The organism is Flavobacterium suzhouense (assembly GCF_042684765.1).
GTDB classification, from domain to species: Bacteria; Bacteroidota; Bacteroidia; order Flavobacteriales; family Flavobacteriaceae; genus Flavobacterium; species Flavobacterium suzhouense.
This window is the reverse complement of sequence record NZ_JBHUMD010000010.1, coordinates 1-24,121: the sequence shown is the minus strand read 5'-3', so window position 1 is coordinate 24,121 and position 24,121 is coordinate 1. Positions and strand designations below refer to the sequence as shown.

Sequence of the window (24,121 nt, the reverse complement as noted above, 5' to 3'; positions counted from 1 at the left end):
ACAGCTCATAGTCCGCAGGTGCTGTCGCAATCGGTGTAGGGTTGACGATCAGCTGTACCGTTACGATGTCGTAACAGTCGGTTGTGTTAGAACTAATACGGATATAAAGTGTTTGTCCCGCATAATTCAGGTTAAGGTATTGGTTCGTGTTAGGCACAGGATTCACATTGAATTCTGCATCCTGTGGTGTTTCGTGTATAGTAACAATTACGTCACTTAAAGCGTTTTGAATTGCCTGAATAGTATTAGTCAGATCAAAATATTCAAAGCCATCATTATTAGGGTCGCATAGTTCAACAGGTGTTGGCTGTGCAATAGGAGGCAGGCCACCCGGAGGATTGTTAACAACAACTCCGGTAAGTAAAGAAGTACAGTCAGGATTAGCCCTTACAGTTATATTATATGTTCCGGGAAGAACATTATTAAATACAGGATTTGTTACATAATCTATTCCGTTAATGCTATAAGTAAGACCTGTACCCAATGGTGAATTAATTGTAATGCTACCTGTTGCTGCTGTACATTTTGGCTGAACTACTGTTACATTGGCAATTGCCGGCGGTGCAGGTACAGGATTAACAGTTATGTTACCTGTTTGTGATGTACATCCAGAAGTGTTTTGCGTAATTATTTGATAGTTACCGGGAGCAAGATTGCTAAAGGTTGTACTCGATTGAAAGTTTGTTCCATCAATACTATAAGCAATCCCTGTTCCTATAGGTGTGTTTATTGTTATTGTTCCTGTTGTAACTGTACATGTTGGTTGAGTAACGGTTACACTAGCGACTGCAGGTACGGGGGGAGCGGGGTTTATTATAATGTCAGGCGTTACTGATGTACATCCCGCAGCATTTTGCACTGTTATATGGTATGTGCCGGTTGGTAATCCGTTGAAAACAGGAGATGACTGGAAAACAGTCCCGTTAATACTATATGTTATTCCGGCTCCTGTTGGGGTACTCACCGTTACTGTGCCTGTATTAGTAGTGCAAGTAGGCTGATTTGTTGTTACAGTAGCAACAGCAGGAGTTGTGGGCGCTGTATTAATAGTAATAGGATTTGTTACTGATGTGCATCCGATAGTATTTTGGACTGTTATATTATAAGTTCCGGGGATAAGGTTTACAAATGATGGATTTGCCTGAAAGGTAGCGCCATCTATGCTATATGTTAATCCTGTGCCCACAGGTGAATTTACTGTGATCGATCCTGTCGGAGTAGTACAATTAGGTTGTATAACGTTTGTATTGGCAACAGAAGGAATGGCCGGAGCGGTATTAATAACTATTGGACTCGTGGCTGAAGTACATCCTGATGCATTCATTACTATAACGCTATAAGAACCTGGAGCCAGATTTGTAAATGATGTTCCGTTCTGGAAATTAGCTCCGTCTATACTGTATGTTAATCCTGTTCCTGTTGGGCTATTTATTACAATTGTTCCGGTAGGTGTTGTACATGTAGGTTGTGTAACGGTTGTATCTGCAATAGCAGGAGTTATTGGCGCGCTGTTAATGATGATTGGACTTGTTACCGATGTACATCCTGCTGAATTAACGGTAACAGTATAGTTTCCGGGAATAAGGTTTGCAAAAGTTGTTCCTGCCTGGAAGGTAGTCCCATCAATGCTATAAGTAATACCAGTGCCTAGTGGGCTATTTACCACAATAGTTCCTGTAGCTGTTGAACAGTCAGGTTGTGTTACTGTTGTATTGGCAACTGAAGGTGCAGATGGTACCGTATTAATTGTTATTGGAGTTGTTACCGATGTACATCCTCCTGAATTAACAGTAATAGTATAACTTCCCGGGGTAAGGTTTGCAAATGTTGTTCCTGCCTGAAAAGTAGTTCCGTTAATACTATATGTTAATCCTGTGCCTGTAGGAGTGTTCACTACAATTGTTCCTGTGGGTGTAGTACATGTTGGTTGTGTAACCGTTGTGTTGGCAATTGCCGGAGTAGCCGGGGCAGTATTAATAGTTATTGGACTTGTGACCGATGTACACCCTCCCGAATTAACGGTAATGCTATAATTTCCGGGAGTAAGGTTTGCAAATGTTGTTCCTGCCTGAAAAGTAGTCCCGTCAATACTATAGGTAATACCTGTTCCTGTAGGGCTGTTTACTGCGATTGTTCCTGTTGGTGTTGTACAGTCAGGTTGTGTTACTGTTGTATTGGCAACTGCAGGTGCAGATGGTACCGTATTAATTGTTATTGGAGTTGTTACCGATGTACACCCTCCTGAATTAACAGTAATAGTATAACTTCCCGGGGTAAGGTTTGCAAATGTTGTTCCTGCCTGAAAAGTAGTTCCGTTAATACTATATGTTAATCCTGTGCCTGTAGGAGTGTTCACTACAATTGTTCCTGTGGGTGTAATACATGTTGGTTGTGTAACCGTTGTGTTGGCAATTGCCGGAGTAGCCGGGGCAGTATTGATAGTTATTGGACTTGTGACCGATGTACACCCTCCCGAATTAACGGTAACGGTATAATTTCCTGGAGTAAGGTTTGCAAATGTTGTTCCTGCCTGAAAAGTAGTCCCGTCAATACTATAGGTAATACCTGTTCCTGTAGGAGTGTTTACCACAATTGTTCCTGTAGTTGTTGTACAGTCAGGTTGTATAACAGTTGTGTTGGCCACTGCCGGAGCACCCGGATCAGAATTTATTACGATAGGTAAACTAACAGACGTACAATTATTACTGTTTCTTACTGTAATGATGTATGATCCCGGTGCAAGATTGTTAAAAGTCAAGCCTGGCTGAAAGGTGGTGCCGTTTATGCTGTATGTAAGTCCTGTACCTGTTGGTGCTGTAATAGTAATACTTCCAGTAGCAGTTGTACATGTAGGCTGTGTTGTTGTTGCAGTTGCTACTGGCGGAGCAGGATTAACAACTAATTGAGCAGCATTGCTAACTAACACGCATGCTGAAGATGTTATTTCGCAGTAGTACTGATTGGTATTAAAGCTTAATGGTATTTGTGTTACTGTTAATGAATTTGTTGTAGCTCCTGAATAATTAGTATTGTTTGTTATATTAGTCCATATTCCGGCAGAATTTAAAACTTTCCATTGGTAAGTAAAGCCTGTAGAAGGGTTTACAGCTACGGTATATGTAGTACTTCCGTTTTCACAAACTGTTGCAGATGCCGGATGCGTAATAGTTGGTATAGGGGTAGGCGTAATGGTATGTACTCCCAAATTTTGACAAAATGTATTAGGAACACCTGGTACGTCATTAGGATGTTGGGTGTTATTCCAGTCGTTTACATTGTAAACCGGTACCGGTGCTATTGCATTAGGTTTTCTGATTAGCGTATAGCCAGGACCTGTAAAAGGTACATCTACACGATCTATAACAACCCCGTTTTTTAAAAGTTCGAATTTGTCGTTTCCGTTAAATCCGTTACCCATAGTTTGGTTTGCGGTGGGTGCGGCACAAATAGCCGGATTTGGAGCAGCGCTCGCAATAAGATGTGTAGCTCCAGGTGCAAGAATTCCTGATAATGTCAGTATGTAACCACTTGTAGGTGTTGCGTCTGAAATGTTACCGTAACGCTGAAGTACATAGGAGCTTAAATCGATAGAAGCAGAAGTAGGATTGTATATTTCAATCATTCCTCCGTTTCCGGATTCCTGATCGTAAAGTTCAGAAATGAATATTTCTGAAAAGTTGTTGGTACACGAAGGGGTAAGTACATTAAAAGAGCCCGTTGAACTTCCGTCACAGCCATTGGCAGTAATAGTTATTACGCCTGTTGTAGCGGTTGCAGGTACTGTAGCTTTTATTGTTGTATCTGAAATAACAGTAAAAGATGTTGCGTTTACTCCATTGAATTTTACTGCTGTTGCGTTTGTAAATCCGGTTCCATTAATTGTAACAATTGTATTGACAGGGCCAGATACAGGAAGGAATGATGAGATAACTGCAGCGGTACAGTTAGAAGTAACTACCCCGTTTAATGTAAAATCATCTAACCTGAAGTTTCCGCCGGTTGCTCCGGTAAGGGTAAGGGTAACGGTAACTGTTCCTGTTAGTCCTGTTATTGGAGTACTTACATTAGTAACACCAACCGGTGCACCTACCGTGGGTGTTGTACCATTACCTACATTAGTACCGTTTATGGATAACGCCCATGTTGTTGGGCCTATGCTGCTTCGTTGCCTCCAAAAATCAAATGAGGTTACTTCTAGCTGATAACTACCGGCAACATTAAATGTTAATGTTATTGTATTGATGCCAGGTGCTGTTAGCATTGTAATAGCTGTTGTAGCTCCTGCGCCAGGATTACTGGTCCATGAACCTACACTATTAGCCCATGATGACCCAGATAAGTGACTGTCAATTATTGGCGGTGCAACTGTATAAGGATGAGTTGATATTGCGGATGTACCAAAGTTATGATAGTAAACCTGGGCATGGCTGTGATAGCCTATCAATAACAATAATAAAATGTTTAAAATAGTAATTTTTCTGCCTGTAAAATAAGTATTTAGCATACCTTTTTTTATCAGCCGAAATTATGTCTATTTGGGGTTTGGGGTATTTTGAAATGGTTATATAATGATGAACTTGTTGTGATAAAATTGTAAAGATTGTAAAGAAAAAAAGCCGCATTAGCGGCTTTTAAATATGAATTGTGAAATTTTTAATCTCTTCGATTTAGGTAAACCCAGCCTGTTTGTTGATTACCCGATGATTCAATTACATAATAATAAGTCCCGGTTGGCAGATCTGTATCCTGATTTGTTTGTCCATGCCATTCGTTGGTATAATTATTTTTAGAATACACTTCATGTCCATAACGGTTGAATATACTTAACTTAGTTACATTCATACCTGTAAGGTTAAAATTATCATTCATTCCATCGTTATCGGGAGATATACCTCTCGGTATGTTGCAGAAATAGCTATCAACACCTATTAAAACCGTGTTTTCGCATCCTTCGGCATTAGTAACTGTTACCGTAAACTCAAACGGTAATTGTGTCGAATCTGAGTTGTTTGCCAGGTATTTGGTAACATTAAATGTATTTTCATTGCTGCCAATTGTGTTTCCTGAATTGTCTTTCCATTCGAAATCAGCAGTGTTAATGTCAAATGTAGCATCTAGCGGAAGGGCTTCTACAATATAATTGTTGGCTAAAGTTTTATCGTCACTACATCCTTGTTTTATAGTTATTTGAGGAAGACCCGGTACGGCATTTATTGTTATGGCTGGTGTCGACGAAGTACATCCCGCTGTGTTTTTTACAGTAACTATGTATGTTCCGGGAGCTAAAGTGTTAAAAGTTGTTCCTGACTGAAAGTTTGTATCATCGATACTATATGTTAAGTCACCAGTTATAGGGGAGGTTATAGTAATACTTCCTGTTGGTAAGGCACAGGTTGGTTGTGTGGTTGTCACGGTTGCTACTACAGGGGCATCAGTAATAGGATTAATGATGATTCCTGATGTTGTTGAAATACAACCTGAAGTATTTTTTACTGTAACAGTATAATTTCCTGCAGCAAGATTGTTGAAAATAGTTGATGACTGGAAATCTATACCATTAATACTATAAGTAAGATCTGCACCAACAGGAGTATTAACTATAATACTTCCTATAGGTTGAGCACAGCTAGGTTGTACTGTTGTTACCGTCGGTAATTCCGGAGCGTTTGGTACAGTATTGATGCTTATTGTTGCTGTTTCAGATGTACATCCAGCAGCATTTTTTACGACTATTGTATAATTTCCAGGAGCCAGATTTGTAAATGTTACCCCTGTTTGATATGTAATTCCGTCGATGCTATACGTTAAATCAGCGGCAACAGGAGTGTTAACTATAATGCTGCCGGTAGGTGTAATACAGTCTGGTTGTACAGTTGTAGTATTAGCTACGGCAGGTGCATCAGGTGCTACGTTTATTGTGATAGGTGTTGTAACCGAAGTACATCCTGCAGCATTTTTTACAGTAACAGTATAAGTTCCCGGAATAAGATTTGTGAAAGCAGTTCCTGTCTGATACGTTATTCCATCAATACTGTAAGTAAGATCAGTAGCTAAAGGAGATATAATAGTAATGCTTCCGGTTGTTGTTGAACAAGTTGGTTGTGTTTGTGTTGTTGTTGCTGTAGCCGGAGCACCCGGAGCAGTATTAATATTTATAGGTGAAGTTACTGAAGTACATCCTGCGGCATTTTTTACAGTAATAGTATATGATCCGGGAGTAAGATTTGTAAAAGTAGTACCTGACTGGTAAGTAATACCATCAATACTATAAGTAGTACCTGCTGCAATTGGAGCGGTAACAGTAATGCTTCCTGTAGGTAGGAGACATGTAGGATGAGCTGTCGTTACGGTAGCTATTGCAGGAGCTGACGGTGTAGTATTGATAGTTATTGTGCCTGTTTGAGAGGTACAGCCCGCTGTGTTTTTTACTGTAATGGTATAGTTGCCTGGAGTAAGATTTGCAAAAGTTGTTCCTGACTGAAAGTTTGTACCGTCGATACTATATGTTAAATCAGTGTCAATTGGAGCTGCAACGGTGATGCTTCCTGTAGCTGTCGTACAGGTTGGCTGGCTTGTTGATACAGTTGCTACGGCAGGAGTTGCAGGTGCAGGATTAATAATAATAGCACTTGTTTCAGATGTACAACCTGCTGCATTTTTTACTGTAACAGTATATGTTCCTGGAGTAAGATTTGCAAAAGTTGTTCCTGCCTGATAGGTAGTGCCATTAATACTGTATGTTATATCTGCAGCTATTGGAGCTGTAATGGTAACGCTTCCTGTTGCAGTTGTACATGTAGGCTGAACCGGTGTTACAGTTGCTACAGCCGGTTGTGTCAATAAAGAAAGACGGGCTGCATTACTGATAAGTGTACAGGTTGTACCTGATGTCATTTCGCAATAGTATTGATTCCCGTTAAATGCTGAAGGTATGTTGTTGATGGTTAATGTTGCAGTCGTAGCACCTGAATAGTTAGTGTTATTGGTTACGTTTATCCAGTTTCCTGCAACAAGAACTTTCCATTGGTAGGTAAAGCCAGTTGGGTCGCTTAAAGCAACCGAAAGACTTGTATTGCTATTTTCGCAAGCGGTTACCGAAACAGGGTTAGTTATAGTAGGTGTGGTTCCACCCGGTATAGGGTCAACAATATGGTTTCCTAAATCCTGACAGTAATTGTTAGGAAGGTTAACTCCCGGCTGATCTTCGGGATGTAAAGTAATATTCCAGTCGTTAGCATTATATGTTGTTACCGGAGCTAAAGCATTGGGTTTTCTTATAAGTGTAAAGCCTTTTTGAGAAGGAGTGTTAACCCTGTCAATAACAACATTGTTTTTTAGAAGCTCAAATTTATCATTGTCATTAAAACCATTTCCTAAAGTAGCCGAAGAAGAAGGGGCTACACATATAGAAGCATTTGGAGCAGAACAGGCTATAAGATATACCATTTCTGAGCCAAGTGTTCCTGTTAAGTTTAGAATATATCCTGCGGTTGGGGTAGTATCTGTTATATTGCCATATCGTTGTAATGTATAGCCTGACAGATTGATGGTTGAAGTCGTAGGGTTGTATATTTCTATCATACCTCCGCTTCCGGATTCCTGATCATAAAGCTCAGATATATATAGGTCTGAAGGAGGGAGAGGAACTGTACAATTAGAAGTTGTTACAGTGAATGTTGGTCCTGTACCCGGACAGCTGTTTGTAGTTACGGTAATTTGACCTGATGTTGCACCAGCCGGAATAGTAGCCATTATCTGGCTGTCTGAAATTACTGTGAATGCTGCTTCTGAGCCATTAAATTTTACTGATGAAGTTCCGGTGCCATTTTGAAAACCACTTCCATTAATCGTTACAAAAGTGTTTACGGGTCCTGAAACAGGGTTTAGCGATGTTATAACGGGAGATGCACATGCTGAAGTTACAGTTCCATTAAGTGTAAAGTCGTCTACACGAAAAGTTCCTGCTCCGCTACCTCCACTAAGCGTCATTACTATATTTACTGTGCCTGTCAGTGCTGATACAGGACTTGTAGGTAGTAATGTACCGGTATTTGCCCCGGATGAGGGTATTGTGCCTGAACCAACATTGGTGCCATTAATAGCCATAGACCAGTTTTGACCTCCTGAAGGACTTCTTTGCCTCCAAAAGGAATATGAATCTATAGAGAGTTGTTTTCCCGGTGCTACTGTAAAACTAAGCGTTACAGAAGTTGTACCTGTAAAATTATAAAGGCCAAGCGCCACTCCTGCAGAGCCGTTATAGTTTACCCATGTTCCGGCCTCATTTGTCCAGGCGGAATTGGAAAGATCCGCATTAATTATATTCGGAGCTACAGTGTAAGGATAGGTGTTAATTGTTCCTGTACCAAAATTGTGCTGATAAACAATTTGTGCTGACACTAAGTTAATTAGTGATAAAAGCAGAGCAAATGTTAAGGCTGGCTTTTTTAAAAAAGTATTTTTTTTACGCATATTTAAGTTCTTAATTGACAGATTTTTAATCAATCGATAATGTTGCGCAAGCTACCTTTAAATAAAAAACACCTAATTACTTAAACCTTATAAAATAGTTATGTACTGTATTCTAAATTTAATTTTAGGTTAATGAAAAATAAAAACTCCGGTAACCTAAGAGTTACCGGAGTAGTTTATAAAAATGTATCTAAAACTAGTTTATAACAACACGTTTTGTAGATACTTCTGAACCTGATGTGATAACCATTAGGTAGATTCCTTTTTGAGCGCTGGTCATATCTATAACCTCATTGTCTGAGATCGATTTTTTAACGATCATTTTTCCTGCAGCATCATATACAACAATGTCAGCTGTTTCTGATGCAAGATCAATTTGGAATTGTCCGTTGTTAGGGTTTGGATATACAGTTACTTCTGTGTTTTCAGTAGTTGCTGAATCTGATTTCATCGCAACTCTTGCTCCTGAACCTGCATCATAACAAGTCCATGCAATATCATCAACGATGATTCTGTTACCGCTGTTTACAAGTTCTATTGTAGCATCAGCAGATACATTAACTGCAAAAGAGAAAGTAGAAGCAACATCTGAAGAAACAGTGATGTCTCCACCATACTGGGTACCGTTAACAAATACTTTTAGTGTAGAGTTACCTGTAAATACTCTTTTGTATTTAAAGCTAAGTGTACCTATACCACCAAGGATAGCTTCAGTATTTTTAACGCTTCCTGTTCTAAAAGCTATTGCTTTACCATTTTCAGTTTGGTCAGTTCTTGCATCTGTAGCCGTCCAGTCTATACCGTTATCACCAGTCCAGCTTCTTGTAGTGTAAGTAGATGAAGCCGTACCAATGTTGCTGAATGTTTCTCCGCCACCTGTACAAGTAAATACTGTAGTAGAACCTTCAGTCTCAACAGAAGATGAAGCATAAGCAGGACCATTTACACATTCTACATTGTTGTAAGGATATACAGCAATAGTATAAGTGGTTTCAGGTGTAAGATTATTAATAGTGAAAGATGCATTAGATCCTACATAAGCTACAGCAGCAGTATCAATAACGTCACCTACAATGTAAGTTATACCATTTGTTGGAGCAGAAGTTATTGAACCAGATGTAGAGATAAGAGCAATATAACTGTCAGCAGTAACGCCAGATACAGTTACATCAAGAGTATTATAAGTTTCATTAGAAACAGCTACAGTAGCAACTGAAACATCAGGAGTACTACATTCATTTTGAGAAACAGCATTAAAACTTACAACACATGAGCCTTCATTAGCATCATTGCTTACAATAGTTAAAGTTGCAGGAAATTCACCTTCAGTAGCGGCATTAAATCTTACTATAACATCTTCTGTTCCAAGATAAGGGATTGTTACAGGAGCAATAGGGTTTGTTACTGAATAATTTGTGTTGTCACTAAGTGTAAATGCTGTAATAACAAGATCTTGTAAACCTTCATTCTTAATTGTAAATATAGCTTCGTTAATAGTGCTTGTTTGTACTGTACCAAAGTTTATTTCAAGTTCTCCGCAAGCTTTCTCTATAGCTTCATCATTTAAGATTTGTATTTCGGGTCTGTTAGGTACTTCATAACAGTTCCATACAAGGTCGTCAATTACTGTCCTGTTTCCGCTGTTAACGATTTCTATAGTTACTGGACCATCAAAATCAATATCTTCGCTGTAAGTAGATGCAACGTCAGAAGACACAAGGATGTCAGCACCATACTGAACTCCATTGATGAAAACTTTTAGAGTAGAGTTGTCTGTAAATACTCTTTTGTAGCTGAAAGAAAGATGACCAATACCACCGTTTATAGGTGTAACATTTTTAAGTGTACCTGAACGTAGTGTGATAGCGCGTCCGTTTAAAGTCTGATCATTTCTTGAATCAGTAGCATTCCATTGCCATCCGTTGTCACCAACCCATGTTCTGTTAGTATAAGTGCTTGAGTTTGTACCAAGATTTGTAAATGTCTCATTACCTCCGTTACAAGGAGCAACCGGAGTTGAGAAAGTAGTGTCTATAGATTCAGAAGTGAAGTAAAGAGGACCACCAGTACAATTTGCGCTATTGTAAGGGAATACAAAAGCGTAGTAAGTAGTGTTTTCAGTTAATCCTGCAAGAGAAATGTTTGCAAGACTTCCTTTGTAAGCAACAGTACCGTTACCAATTGCATTTCCAACATTATAAGTAGCTCCATCAACAGGAAGCCCGCCAAGAGGAGTAACGGTAGATAAAACAACAAGGTAAGATTCAGCACCAGTAACGCTTACAGTAGCGTTTACAGAGAATGGAGTCAGGCTATCAAGATCGATATCACCATTTTCAACAACCGGAATTACACATGGGGCAAGACCGGTACCTTTTAATTCTACAACACATGCAGCTTCATTAGCATCGTCACTGTTTACAGTAAGCGTACAAGTTTTGTTACCTGCTGAAGCAGCATTAAAACGAACAAGTACTATAGCAGAGCCAGAGGCAGCTACTGTAAATGAAGAAGTTGAAGGAGATATGATTGAAAAATCTGTAGTGTTGCTAAGAGCAAGTGAAGAAACGTTTAGTGTAGCTGTACCTGTATTTTTAATTGTAAATACAGCATCAGCAGAAACACCTACAGCCTGAGAACCAAAATCAACTGTAAGTTCGCCACAGTTAAAATTAGTGCCTGCAGCATTAGCAATCTGGATTTCAGGTCCTGAAACAGGGTCAGAATAACAGTTCCATACAAGATCATCTACAATAGTCCTGTTTCCGCTGTTTCTGATTTCAATTGTTACATTACCTGATACATTTATAGCCTGAGAAAAAGCAGTAGACGTATCAGATGAAACTGTAATGTCTCCTCCGTACTGAGTACCGTTAACAAAAACTTTTAATGTAGAATTTCCTGTAAATACTCTTTTATAGTTAAAGCTTAGCGTACCAATACCACCACTGATTGTAGTAGTGTTAGCCATAGTACCGGTTCTCATTGCAATTGCTTTACCATTTAGAGTCTGATCTGTTCTGGAATCTGTTGCACTCCAGCCTACGCTATTGTCTCCTGTCCAGGTTCTCGTAGTGTAAGTGCTTGAGTTTGCACCTAAATTTGTGAATGTTTCATTGCCTCCCCCGGCACATTCAACGGCTTTACGGGTTATGCTCGTAGTAGTAACATTTTCAGCAGCTTGAAGCGTAGTTCCAAAAGAAACTATCATCAAAGCTAACGCTAAGAAAAATCGTTTTGTAAACATAATTAATAAATTTAAGTTGGTTTTTAATCGTTGATATTAAGTGAATTACCTGCAGGGTTTTATGACTTAACAACTCAAAATTAATTTTAAAGACGTGTACGAAAACGATTTATAGAATAAGGTTTTATTAAGGAAAAGTAATTAATTGGTTGATATTGTTGTAGTTGTATGTACTAATTTCTAACTTATGGTAAACTTAGTTGATTTGCAAATATTTATATATCAGTTGTTTAAAAAATGGCTTAACATTAAGGGCTTATGAATAAGTGAAAAATTGATAATCAGGGAAAATTGACTTAAGAACTATTCAGATTGAAACAATTTTATTATCTGTTGAAACTTTTTTTATAAAAATAAATAATACTATTTTCGATGCCGTAGTTTTACTTCATTAATTCGATATTGAATTTGATATAAATTACTATTTAAGAACCACTAGATTTATCCATTACAATAGTAATCTCATTAAGCTTGTAAAATGAAGACTTCATTAATTAAAACACTAAAGTTTTTTAATATACTATTTTTTATATGCCTGGTGATAGCGTGCAGTCAAAAGAAAGATGACACTGATTATATTATTAGTAAGGATAGTATAGATTTTGAAACAATTGCTAAAACTGATTTTAAAGAGGCTGAAAGAATTGCTGATCAAACAATAGCAAAAGCAAAAGCAACACAAAATGACACGCTCTTTTTAAAAGGGTATTATTACAGAACGCTTCTTGAAGTAAATTCGGGTGTAAAAGAAAAAGCATTAAAGGATAGTGAGTTAACACTGGTTTACTCTGATAAACTGGCCGAGGAGTATTATAAGCATAAGCTTTTTATAGTTCTTGGAAAATATTATGTCTTGCAAAATGAATATGCCAAGGCAATTAATTACTACCTTAAAGCTCGCGACTATTTCGAAGAGCATAATGACCTAAACAATTTACCTGTAACTTATAATGGTTTGGGTATATTGTATTTTGAAATGGGCGATTTTGATGGAAGTATCTCAAATTTCAATAAATCTTTTGAAATCTATAATAAGCTCGGCGATAAAAGAGGTATGGCTGTATTTTATGCAAATATGGGTAACGTTTACATGATTAAGGAGGATTTTGTGAAAGCAAAAAAATATCAAAAAGAATGTCTTGATACCTTTATTACATTAAAAGACACGGTTAATATAGTTAGTACCATGATTAACCTTAGTAATATTGAATCGAATCTGAAAAATCATGAATCATCGCTTACTATGCTTAATGATGCTCTTGTGTTATCTGAAAAAATAAAAGATTCAAGACTTAAAGAAAGAATTTATCTTAATTATGGTATTACATACTATGAAACTCATGATCTTGATAAAGCTAAGGCATATTTTAATAAACAAATCGAACTTACTAAAAGTATAAAATTTCCAAGGGGAAGACTAGATGCTTTAGAACATTTGGCTAAGATTGCCAAGAATGAAGGTAAGTATAAAGATTATGCGGATTATACCGGAAGCTACTATAAATTAAAAGACAGTGTGTATGGCTCTGAGATTAAGCAAAAGATAGAGGAGCTTAAATGGAGTAATGAATTTGAAAAGTCTGAACTTGAAAAGAATCTCTTGAGAAGTAAATACGATATTGAAAAAGAAAGGAGTAATTATCTGATTTTCTCTATCGTATTGGTTATTCTGATTTCAGTTTTGATAACAGGGATTATATGGTTGTCTTATAATGGAAATAAAAAGACTTTAAAGATCAGTCAGTTTGAGAATGAAAAGCTACAGGAAAATATAATTAGGGAGCAGATTAATAACGAAAAAGAAAAAGCTGAAAATGAGTTGCTTAAACTTAAATCGCAACAACAGGAACTCGAACTGGATTTAAAGAACCGTGAAATTACAAGCATAAGTGTCCAGTTGATAGCTAAAAATAAACTTATGACTGAAATAGCTGATTTACTTGAAAGAAGTAAAAATTCTAAAGCTGCGATAGAGTCAGATCTTAAATCAATTTTAAATCAAAACCAAAATCAGGAAAAAGACTGGGAACAGTTTAGGGAAGTTTTTGAAAAGATACATCCTAATTTCTTTGAGAAGGTAAAAACGAAATTTCCTCAGCTCTCAACCACCGATGTAAGAATTTGCGCTTACATAAAAATTGGAATGTCATTACATGAGGTCTCAAACCTTTTAAATATTACAATGCAAAGTTTACACACTTCGCGATATAGAATCAGAAAAAAACTTAACCTTGAAGCTGATCAGAATCTTGACGATTTTGTAAATGAAATTTAATTTTTTTAAAGTTAAAGATGAATTTCTCAGAGGTTCTTTTAAGAAAAAAACAGTATTTTTTTCTTAAAAATTATTTATTTGGCTCAATGCTATTTTTATCTATTTTTTAACTAAAAAAGATGTGCTTAATCCACTTTTAACATAGTTGTCTATTGCTTTATTTTTGATTTTATTTAATTAAAAGTATTTAACGATCTGTTTTTCAGTGTTTTGTGTAAAAGTAGGATTTGTTCTTGTTGAGTATTTGTCTAGTGGTGTTTTTTAGTTGTATTTAATATAAAATTTACTTTTGAGTTCTATTAACTACTTAAAAACTAAATTTAGATTAACTATGAAAAGAATTACATTACTACTGCTCGTAATGTTACTTTTCTCTTTTGGAAAATCTCACGCTCAATGGAGTGAAAATTTTGAAAATGGGATTCCATCCAATTGGGGAAAATTTACATTACTAAACGGAGCACCGGGTACTGTACCTGCCTGGGTAAATTCCACAGGTGCTACATGTGAGGGGACGACCGGAGCTTATGTTTCGAATGCTCTTATCGGGATAAACAATGTTTCCCAGGCGTGGTTAGTAACTCCACAAATCTTATTGCCTGCCAATGCAGATTTAACCTTCTATGGATTACAAACGTATCCTGCTCAAAACGGAAGTATTTATCAGTTGTGGTTATCTACTACTTCTCAAACTGATGTCTCTACTTTTACGATGGTTAAATCATGGACGGAAAATGAAATGAATCCGGGTAACCAATTAGCATGTTATAAACAAACCGTAGATTTGGGAGCTTATGCAAACCAAAACGTTTACCTGGCTTTTGTAAAAAGAGATACACAATACGGAAATACATTACAGGGTGAGCGATTTACTCTTGATGATGTTAAGATTACGCAAAGATGTTTGCCTGCTACCAGCTCAAGCGGAGTAGCAACAGGAGCAAATACAGCAACAATTACAATTAATGGAGCCACCACAGGATCTTGGGACATCAACCTTATTCCTGGAAGTACAACTGCGCCTAATACAGGCGTTGTTACACATACCGGAACGGCTTCGCCAATTGCTATCTCAGGCTTAACAGGATCTACACCTTATACTTATTACGTTAGGTCTAACTGTAGTGCTACTCAAAGTAGCTGGATCGGACCATATAATTTTACTACTTTTCAGGAAGCTGCATCTTTGCCGCTTATTGATAATTTCGAAGCTACAACAGTTGGGTGGTCTTTAAACAATGGAACACAACTTAATAAGTGGTTTGTAGGTAATGCTACTAACAATGGAGGTCAAAAAGCATTATATGTAAGTAACAATAACGGTACTGCTAATGCTTATACAATTACTCAGTCATCAACAGTTCATGCTTACAGGGATTTGATTATTCCTGCGGGGACAACAAATCTTGGAATTTCTTTCGACTGGAAGGGAGTAGGAGAGACAAATGATTATTTTTATGTTTGGGCTGTTCCAGCTACCTATAACCCGGTTGCGGGTACGGGTATAGTTGCAGCTGCTGACAGAATTAGAATAGCTGATAAATTTAATAGTTCTGTAAATTTCCAGCCATACGCATTTATGCTAAATGCATCTCAGTTTGCGGGTCAGACCATGCGTTTGATTTTCGAATGGAGAAATGATGCCATTAATGGAGTGCAGCCAGCTGCTGCTATTGACAATGTGTCTGTTAAAGTTGTTGATTGTAAAGTTCCGACTAATATTACTTATGCAGGAATTACTACTAATGGAGCAACGATAAACTGGCAGGAAGCAGGTACGGCTACAGAATGGAATGTTCTTATACTTCCTATGGGGGCACCGTTTCCTGCTGAAAGCGTTGCCGGTATCACTACTACACAACCTACTTATACTGTAAACAACCTTAACCCAACTTCCGGTTATGATGTTTATGTAAGATCGGTTTGTTCATCAACAAATAAAAGTATCTGGGCAAAAGCCGCTACAAGGTTAATAACAGCTTGCGGTACAATAATTCCACCTTACACTGAAGGTTTCAACTCAACTTCACCAAGCAAGAACTGCTGGACTGTTGTAGATTCTAATGGAGATAACCTGAAATGGACTCTTACTACAACATATCAGCCTTATGAAGGCGATCAGTTAGCATCACTGACTAAATACTGGAACTCAACCAGTAATGATGACTGGTTAATTAGCCCTGCTATACAATTAAATGGTAACCAAAGGGTAAAATTCCGTTACAGAGTGGTTTCCGCTTCTTATCCAACGGAGATGGAAGTGAAATTATCAACTACAGGTAATGCTGTAGCTAATTTTACAAACACCTTAATGCCACAACAGGTTATTAATAACACTGTTTATGATCAGAAGATATTTTATCTGAACAGCTATAATGGCATAGCTTATATTGCTTTACACGTTCCAAACGTAACTACAAACAGCTGGACATTATGGATTGACGAGTTTGTAGTTGAAGATATTCCTGCATGTGCCGCTCCAACTGCACTTGCTGGTTCTAACTACAGCAATAACACTGCAACATTAACTTGGGCTGCAGGATTTCAGGAAACACAGTGGGAGGTAAAAGTACAGCCTGCAAATACTGGTGTACCTACAACAGATGGTGTTCTGGTTTCATCTAATACGTACAACGCGCAAAGTTTGAACCCTGCTACTTTGTATGAATATTATGTAAGAGCATATTGTTCATCTACAAACAAGAGCGAATGGGCTGGGCCATTTGTATTTAATACAACTGTATGTCCTGCTGAGAATAGATGTAATTATAAATTTAGCATCACTGCTACTAGCGGAAGCGGAACTTTCTCTAATCTGAAAGTGTCGCAAAATGGTATTTTAGTTGGTACTGTGAGTGCATATTCGCTTAACAATACAGGTACAGTAGCTATGTGTCCGGGAATTCCTTTTACACTTAACTGGGATTACAATTCATGGGATCAGTATGTTGCAGAAGTTATTGTAACTGATTCTTATGATGAGATTGTTTACCATTATGTAAAGGGTGTTACTCCGGTAGTTCAGCCTATTACTGTGCCGGTATATTCAGGAACAGCAACATGTACACCGGTTGCGTGTCCTAAACCTCAAAATTTAATTACTACAGCTAACACTTCAAACAGTATAACAATCGACTGGACTGAAGCGGGTACTGCAACTTCATGGGAGGTATTTGCTGTACCGGCAGGACAACCGGAACCGGGAGCTAATAGTGTTGGTGTAGTTACAGGTTCACACCCGTATACGCTTAACGACCTTATACCAGGTAGAAGATATACTTTCTATGTAAGATCTATTTGTAGTGAGACGAGCAAAAGTACATGGACATTACCAAAAACTTTCTACACTCAAATTACAAATGATAACTGTGATACTGCTTATGTATTGCCTGTGAGTACTACAGGTTATTGTGACACACCTTACAGTGCTACGTTATTGGGGGCAACTGCATCACCACAGGGTAATGTATGTGGTATTGCTGCCTATGCTAATGATGATGTATGGTTTGAATTTACGGCGACATCTACATCTCATATATTATATATAAATAACAGAGACGGTTCAAGTACTACTACCCAAAACCTTAGTAAGGTATTATATAGTGGTAGTTGTGGTGCCCTTACACAGGTTCAGTGTATTCAGGGAGCCAACATACAATACAATACTACCTATTTTATAACAGGTACAGGAGCTAATAATAATGACGTATTATTAAACAACCTTACTGTTGGTACAACGTATAAACTTAGAATATTCTCGAATTATTCTACGGCTAATGACACGCGTTTTGATATTTGTATCGCTACACCAAACAAGGCTCTTGTTGTTAACCAAACAACATATACAGAAGAACAGTTGATTAGTGATGTATTGGTAAATGAGAACTGTGCACAGGTATCTAACCTAAACTATATAACAGGTACTAACTATGGTGCTGCTCACAATGGTATTGGTTATTTTAGCGCTAATGGAGCTGATTTCCCATTTGAAAGCGGTATCATACTTTCAACTGGAAAAGCAGGTAGCGCAACTGGTCCAAAAACGATTATTCAGTCTGCAAACTATTTGCAAACAGTATCTCCATATGCTACGCTTTGGTTAGGAGATCAGGATTTATATAATTTTGTTTCTGCATCAGGAACTTCACCAGGTTTGGTAAACTTCTATAATGCTACTTCTATCGAGTTTGATTTTATGGCTTATGGAACAGAAATGTCTTTTGATTATCTGTTTGCATCTGAAGATTATGGATTATTCCAGTGTAATTATGGTGATGCATTTGCTTTCTTCCTAACGGATAGTGATGGTAATACGGTTAACCTTGCCACATTACCGGGAACAACACAACCTGTATCTGTACCTACAACAAGAAACAGTCAGTTTAATTATACAGTTAATGGTAGTAACTGTGTTGCGGGTAATCCTCAGTTTTTCGATAAGTTATTTGATGGTTACAAAGGTGTATCGAGATATGCTGCAGCTGATAACTTTATGGGGCACTCTGTACCTCTAAAAGTTCAGGCTCCGGTAATACCAGGTGAAACATACCATATTAAAATGGTAATCGCTGAAACCAATGACGGTAACTATGATTCAGCTATCTTCCTTGATGCTAACAGCTTTGATGTGGGACGCATTAATTTTGGCGATGATTTGTTAGTAAGCACGAATAATGCAGTGTGTTTTGGAGGAGAGAAGTTACTTGATACTAAGTTAAGCACTTCATACTTCAACTTTGTATGGATGAAAGACAACGTAGTGATCGATGGTGCTACAGGTTCGTCATATACAGTTAATGAGCCTGGTACTTATAAAGTTACTGCAACAGTTATTACAACCGGATGTACAACAGGAGACGAGATAGAAATTGAATTCTTCGATAATATTGATACAGTTGTAAATTCTCCGGCAGATCTTACATTATGTTCTTCGACTACTGCAGCTGATTTTAATTTAGAGCTTAATACGACAGCTATACTTGATAACGTAGCAAATGCTTCTGATTTTGCAGTTAGCTATTTTGAAACACAAGCACTTGCAGAAACAGGAGATGCAGCAGATGCTATTGCTGATTCTTCAGCATATACAGCTGTAAATGATCATACAGTTTACGTTCGTGTTGAAAATACTGTAACAGGTTGTTTCATTACAGATTCATTCAAAACAATTGTAGTTCCTAATACAACAGCGATTATCGAATTCTCTTATAATGCTACTATTTGCGCAATTGCTGCTCAAAATCCTGAGCCTGTTAAAGCTGCCGGATTTGCAGAAGGTGGAACATATAGCGTTCCTGATACTAATATTATAGTTGATTCGTTAACGGGTATTATAGATCTTGCAGCTACTCAGCCGGGTACATATACAGTTTCTTACACATTGCCAACGGCAAACTGTGTAACAGGTGGTACATATGACGCTAGCGTTACCATAACTGCTGCGGCTGCACCTTCAATTGCATTTACTTATGATGATACATGTGTATTGGCAACAAGTGCCCAACCGGTATTACCTACGGGCTTTGTAGCCGGAGGAACGTATTCTTCAACTACATTGACTGTTGATGCGCTGACTGGTGAAATAGATCTTACAGGAGTTACTGAAGGAACTTATAATGTAGAATATTCAGTAAATGCTGATGCAAACAATTGTACTTCAGCAGATTCTTACACTGCAACTATAGAAATAATTGCTGCACAACAACCTGAGATTAGCTTTAGCTATACAGATGTTTGTGAATTAGAAACTGGCTCTCTTCCGGTACTTCCGGCAGGTTTTGTAACAGGAGGATCATATTCTTCAACTACATTAACTGTTGATGTAGTAACAGGTGAAATTGATTTAAGTACAGCAACTGTAGGAACACACAATGTAACATATTCAGTAGTAGAAAATGCTGCAGCATGTACAGGAGCAGATTCCTTTACGGCAACTATAAATGTTACAGCAGCAGCGCTGCCTGAGATTAGCTTTAGCTATGCAGATGTTTGTGTACTGGCAGCTAATGCACAGCCAATATTACCAACAGGCTTTGTAACCGGAGGAACATATTCATCAGCTACATTAACAGTAGATGCATTGACAGGTGAAATAGACCTTAACGGAGCGGCTGAAGGTACTTATGAGGTTGTTTATCAGGTAGGTGAAAATAGTGTAAACTGTACAGCAGGGGCTTCATTCACAGCAACAATTGTAGTTTCTGATGCTATAGAACCTGTTACATCATTTACGTATGAGTCGGTAGCTTATTGTTTAGGTACATCTGTTGTTAGTCCACAATTAGCGTCAGGGTTTAGTACAGGTGGAGAATTTAGTGCTGACAGTAATGACATTGCTATAAATCCTGTCGATGGTTCGGTTAATGTTTCAGCAAGTAAGGCCGGTACGTATGTTATAACGTACACTTATACTGCACAACAGGATTGTGAAGAAGATGGAACAAGCTCATTTACACTTACACTTCAGGATGGATTGAGTGCAACAGTTAATGACGAATGCCGTAACAATGCGCTTTGGTTACAAGTAGTTCCGGCTAACGATTCGTATGATGCTGCATCTGCAACTTATGTATGGAAAGATGAGAACGGGATAACTGTTGGTAACGACAGCGAGCTTCTAAATGTCACTGAATATATTGCTGCAAATTCTAATGTTACATTACCGGTTACATTTACTGTAACAGTAACGTCCGGACAGTGTACAGTAACAGAAGAGTATGAAGTGTTTAATGTGCTTTGTGAAGTACAGAGAGGTATATCTCCTAATAATGATGGAATAAACGATAATCTTGACCTGAGAGGTATGGATGTTACTAAACTTACCATCTTTAACAGATATGGTGCTAAAGTTTACGAACAGCAGAACTATACGAACCAATGGTCAGGACAAAGTAATTCTAATTCAGAACTTCCAACAGGTACATATTTCTACGTTCTTGAATTAAAGAATGCTGAAAATAAAACCGGATGGATTTATATAAATAGGCAAGATTAGGTAGCTTGTTTGCTTAGGTTAGGCGGCATATTTATTAGCATTTTTTTGTCGCCTTAGCCTTTGCAGTTTTAGAAATTAATTGGTACTAAGTGAGGCTGTATAATCAGTCTCACTTTTGTAGTTATATAAACACCACGATTGTTTAATCAGAATATCCTGCTAAACAATAATAAAAATTGCTATTCTTTCTTAATGCGACAGTGGATCGTATTAATTTAAATTGAAAAATTGAGCTGATGAAAAAGGCATATTTATACATAATGATGTTTCTTTTACTATCCGGTTATACACAGGCACAAACCGGATGTAATGATCTTCCCGCTAGTCTGACACAGGTTACACCTTCGGACTTTGCAAACAATATTTATACTATTGATTTTGCACGCCCAATCTCATTAACTGCAGATGTAGACCCAACAGGTATAGATCCAACAGCAGTTATTTACCAATGGGATTTTGGTAACGGAGTCATATTATATGGTAAAACAATTACTTATACTTCTGTACAGGAAGGACAGGTTACGCTTACACTAACCACTACCTATCAGGGGTGTGTTACTGTAAGGACTTTTACATTTAATGTACAGAAAGGAGTTCCGTTTTCATTATACAGGCAGTTTAATGGAAGGTACGATTATACAGCGATTGGAAATACACTAAACCTGCAGGAAAATGCAGGAATTTTGGTTAGTGATGAATGTGGTGTATTAACCCAGTCTTCGGCTACTCTCAGTTTACAACCCGGTCATACTATTGTAGCTGCTTATCTATATTGGGCTGGCTCAGGATTAGGTGATTTTGATGTAAAGCTTAATAACATTGATGTTACAGCTCAAAGAACATTTTATTCTACAATTTCAGTGAGCGCTAATAATCCCAAACCATCATTTGGTGCATTTGCCGATGTTACAAATATTGTAGCCAGTAGCGGAACATATACGTTGTCCGATCTTGATATTACACAAACTATTGCTGATGATACTGATTATTGTTATTCTGCAATAAATTTTGCAGGATGGTCGGTAATTATAATTTACGCTGACAATACATTACCATATAATCAGGTGGCTGTTTATGATGGCTTTAAAGGCGTTGATGCACAAAATCCGACGCTTAATATATACCTGGATAACCTTAATGTTATAAGTAATACAGGTGCGAAAATAGGTTTTCTTGCATGGGAAGGTGATAATGGCATAGCGGTTAACGAAACGGTTAATGTAAACGGATCGGTTTTAAGTAATCCTCCATTGAATCCTGCCAATAATGCATTTAATGGAACTAACAGTTTTACAGGAGCTTCTGATCTTTGGAATATGGATATTGATTATTATAATATCCAAAACTACATTGCTGTTGGCGATACAGATTTAGATGTATCACTTACTTCAGGACAGGATGGTATTATAATGAATAATATTGTTACTGTTATAAATAGTGAGCTTCCCGATGCAAGTATTGAGATGATATTTTTGAGTGGTAACGAAGTGTGCCTTAACCGTGATCTCCAATTGGTTTACATGGCAAAAAACTATAATAGTACAGATGTGCTTCCTGCGAATACTCCTATAGCGATTTATGCAGACGATGTTTTAATAGCCACTACAGCTACAACAGCTGATCTTCCTATTGATGGATCTGAAGTTAACGTTTTGAGTGTTACTTTGCCTTCACAGATTCCTGACGAGTTCACGCTTAAATTCGTAATAGATGATAACGGTACAGGAACAGGTATTGTAAGAGAAACAGATGAAACAAATAATGAATATTCTGAAACTGTAATTTTACGACAGGGGATAGAGCCGCAAGATGTAGAAAGTGAATTGTTTACATGTTTCAATGGAACTACAGGTACGTTTGATCTTACTCAGGCTACTGAAAATGTAACCGCTGATTATGCTTATGATTTTTATGCCACACAGGCAGATGCTGATGCAGAGTCGAATCCGATTATAAATGATACGAATTACATATCCGGCAATGCGACTGTATATGTGAGAATATATGATTTTTATTCTCCGACATGTTATGAAATAATGCCAATTACACTCACACTTGTAGATTGTCAGCCTCATAAACCTGAAGATGTCGAAGTTTGTGCGCCAATAGGTCAAAATTTTGTTGCATTTAACCTAAACAATTTTGAAGCTGAGATTCTTGATGGCAGACCTGCTGCAGATTATACGATTACTTTCCATAATACAGCATTGGGGGCTCAGGATGATAATGATTTTGTTTCTGACCCTGCAACATTTGTGGTGAATTCGGGTACTCAGGTAACGGTTTACATTCGTATGGAAACTTCGGGTAATGCTAATTTATTTGGTACTACCGATTTTGCTATAAATGTAATTTCACCACCTACAGTTTCCCCGGCGACTCCATTAGAGGAATGTGCAGACAACTTTGACGGCTATGCGTATTTTGACCTTACTCCGGCAGGAGTAGAGATATTAAACGGCCAGAGCGGTCTTACGATCACCTACCACAGCACGCAGGCAGCCGCAGAGTTTGGCGTAAACCCTATTACGGATCCTACAAACTACCACAGTATACTGGGTACAGTCTATGCGAGTGTGGTACAGACAGGCACCACGACCAACTGCCGTTCTGTAGTACCGATCCAGCTGATCGTACACCCACGCCCTGCTATCCCTGTGATGACAGCATATGAGTTATGTGATGATGATACTGATGGCCTTCAGGTATTTGATCTAACCACCAAAGACCTTGAGGCAACGGGAGGAGACACAACATTAACTACAGAATACTACCTTAGTTCAACCGATGCACAGGCGGGTAATAATCCAATAGCAAACCCTGCCACTTTCGGTAATACCACTCCAAATAGCCAACCGGTATGGGTAGCTGTTATTACAGGCTTTGGCTGCCGCAGCATCGCTTCCTTCAATGTAGTTGTAAACCCGCTACCGGTATTAAGCACAGACCCTATCGGACTTTGAAGCGACCGAGTGTGAGGAAACACCGGGCAATGCATGGTTCCATCTTGATGAGATCGCCACAGCGATTACTGGAGGCGCCTCAGGCTATACGGTAGTATTCTATGAGACAGGCCCTGAAGCCCAGAGTGGAAGCGGTACCCCGCTGGCATCCCCATACCCTTCACCGGACA

The 24,121-nt window shown here is 38.0% G+C and carries 6 protein-coding genes; 3 read left to right on the top strand and 3 right to left on the bottom strand.

The window, feature by feature from the left end; translation table 11 throughout:
- The 3 genes from ACFSR3_RS08385 to ACFSR3_RS08375 all read right to left on the bottom strand — a co-directional run.
- Positions 1-4,504 (bottom strand): beta strand repeat-containing protein (locus ACFSR3_RS08385; protein WP_379820571.1); only part of this gene is annotated, 4,504 nt, incomplete at its 3' end.
- 149 nt (positions 4,505-4,653) lie between these two features.
- On the bottom strand, positions 4,654-8,400 hold the full coding sequence (locus ACFSR3_RS08380) for a T9SS type B sorting domain-containing protein (protein WP_379820570.1): 3,747 nt from the start codon (positions 8,398-8,400) through the stop codon (positions 4,654-4,656).
- A 268-nt stretch (positions 8,401-8,668) separates the two neighbouring features.
- The gene (locus ACFSR3_RS08375; protein ID WP_379820569.1) at positions 8,669-11,719 is read right to left on the bottom strand and encodes a choice-of-anchor D domain-containing protein; all 3,051 of its coding nucleotides are present in this window, start codon (positions 11,717-11,719) and stop codon (positions 8,669-8,671) included.
- 478 nt (positions 11,720-12,197) lie between these two features.
- Here ACFSR3_RS08375 and ACFSR3_RS08370 point away from each other — a divergent pair, with 478 nt between their 5' ends.
- The 3 genes from ACFSR3_RS08370 (at position 12,198) to ACFSR3_RS08360 (ending at position 23,951) form a co-directional block, all read left to right on the top strand.
- Complete coding sequence (locus tag ACFSR3_RS08370; RefSeq protein ID WP_379820568.1) at positions 12,198-13,994, top strand: tetratricopeptide repeat protein; 1,797 nt, start codon at positions 12,198-12,200, stop codon at positions 13,992-13,994.
- Positions 13,995-14,325: 331 nt separating this feature from the next.
- Positions 14,326-20,988: a choice-of-anchor J domain-containing protein gene (locus tag ACFSR3_RS08365; protein ID WP_379820567.1), complete on the top strand. Its 6,663-nt coding sequence runs from the start codon at positions 14,326-14,328 to the stop codon at positions 20,986-20,988.
- A 236-nt stretch (positions 20,989-21,224) separates the two neighbouring features.
- Positions 21,225-23,951, top strand: a complete 2,727-nt coding sequence (locus ACFSR3_RS08360) for a PKD domain-containing protein (protein WP_379820566.1) — start codon at positions 21,225-21,227, stop codon at positions 23,949-23,951.
- Positions 23,952-24,121: the final 170 nt, after the last annotated feature.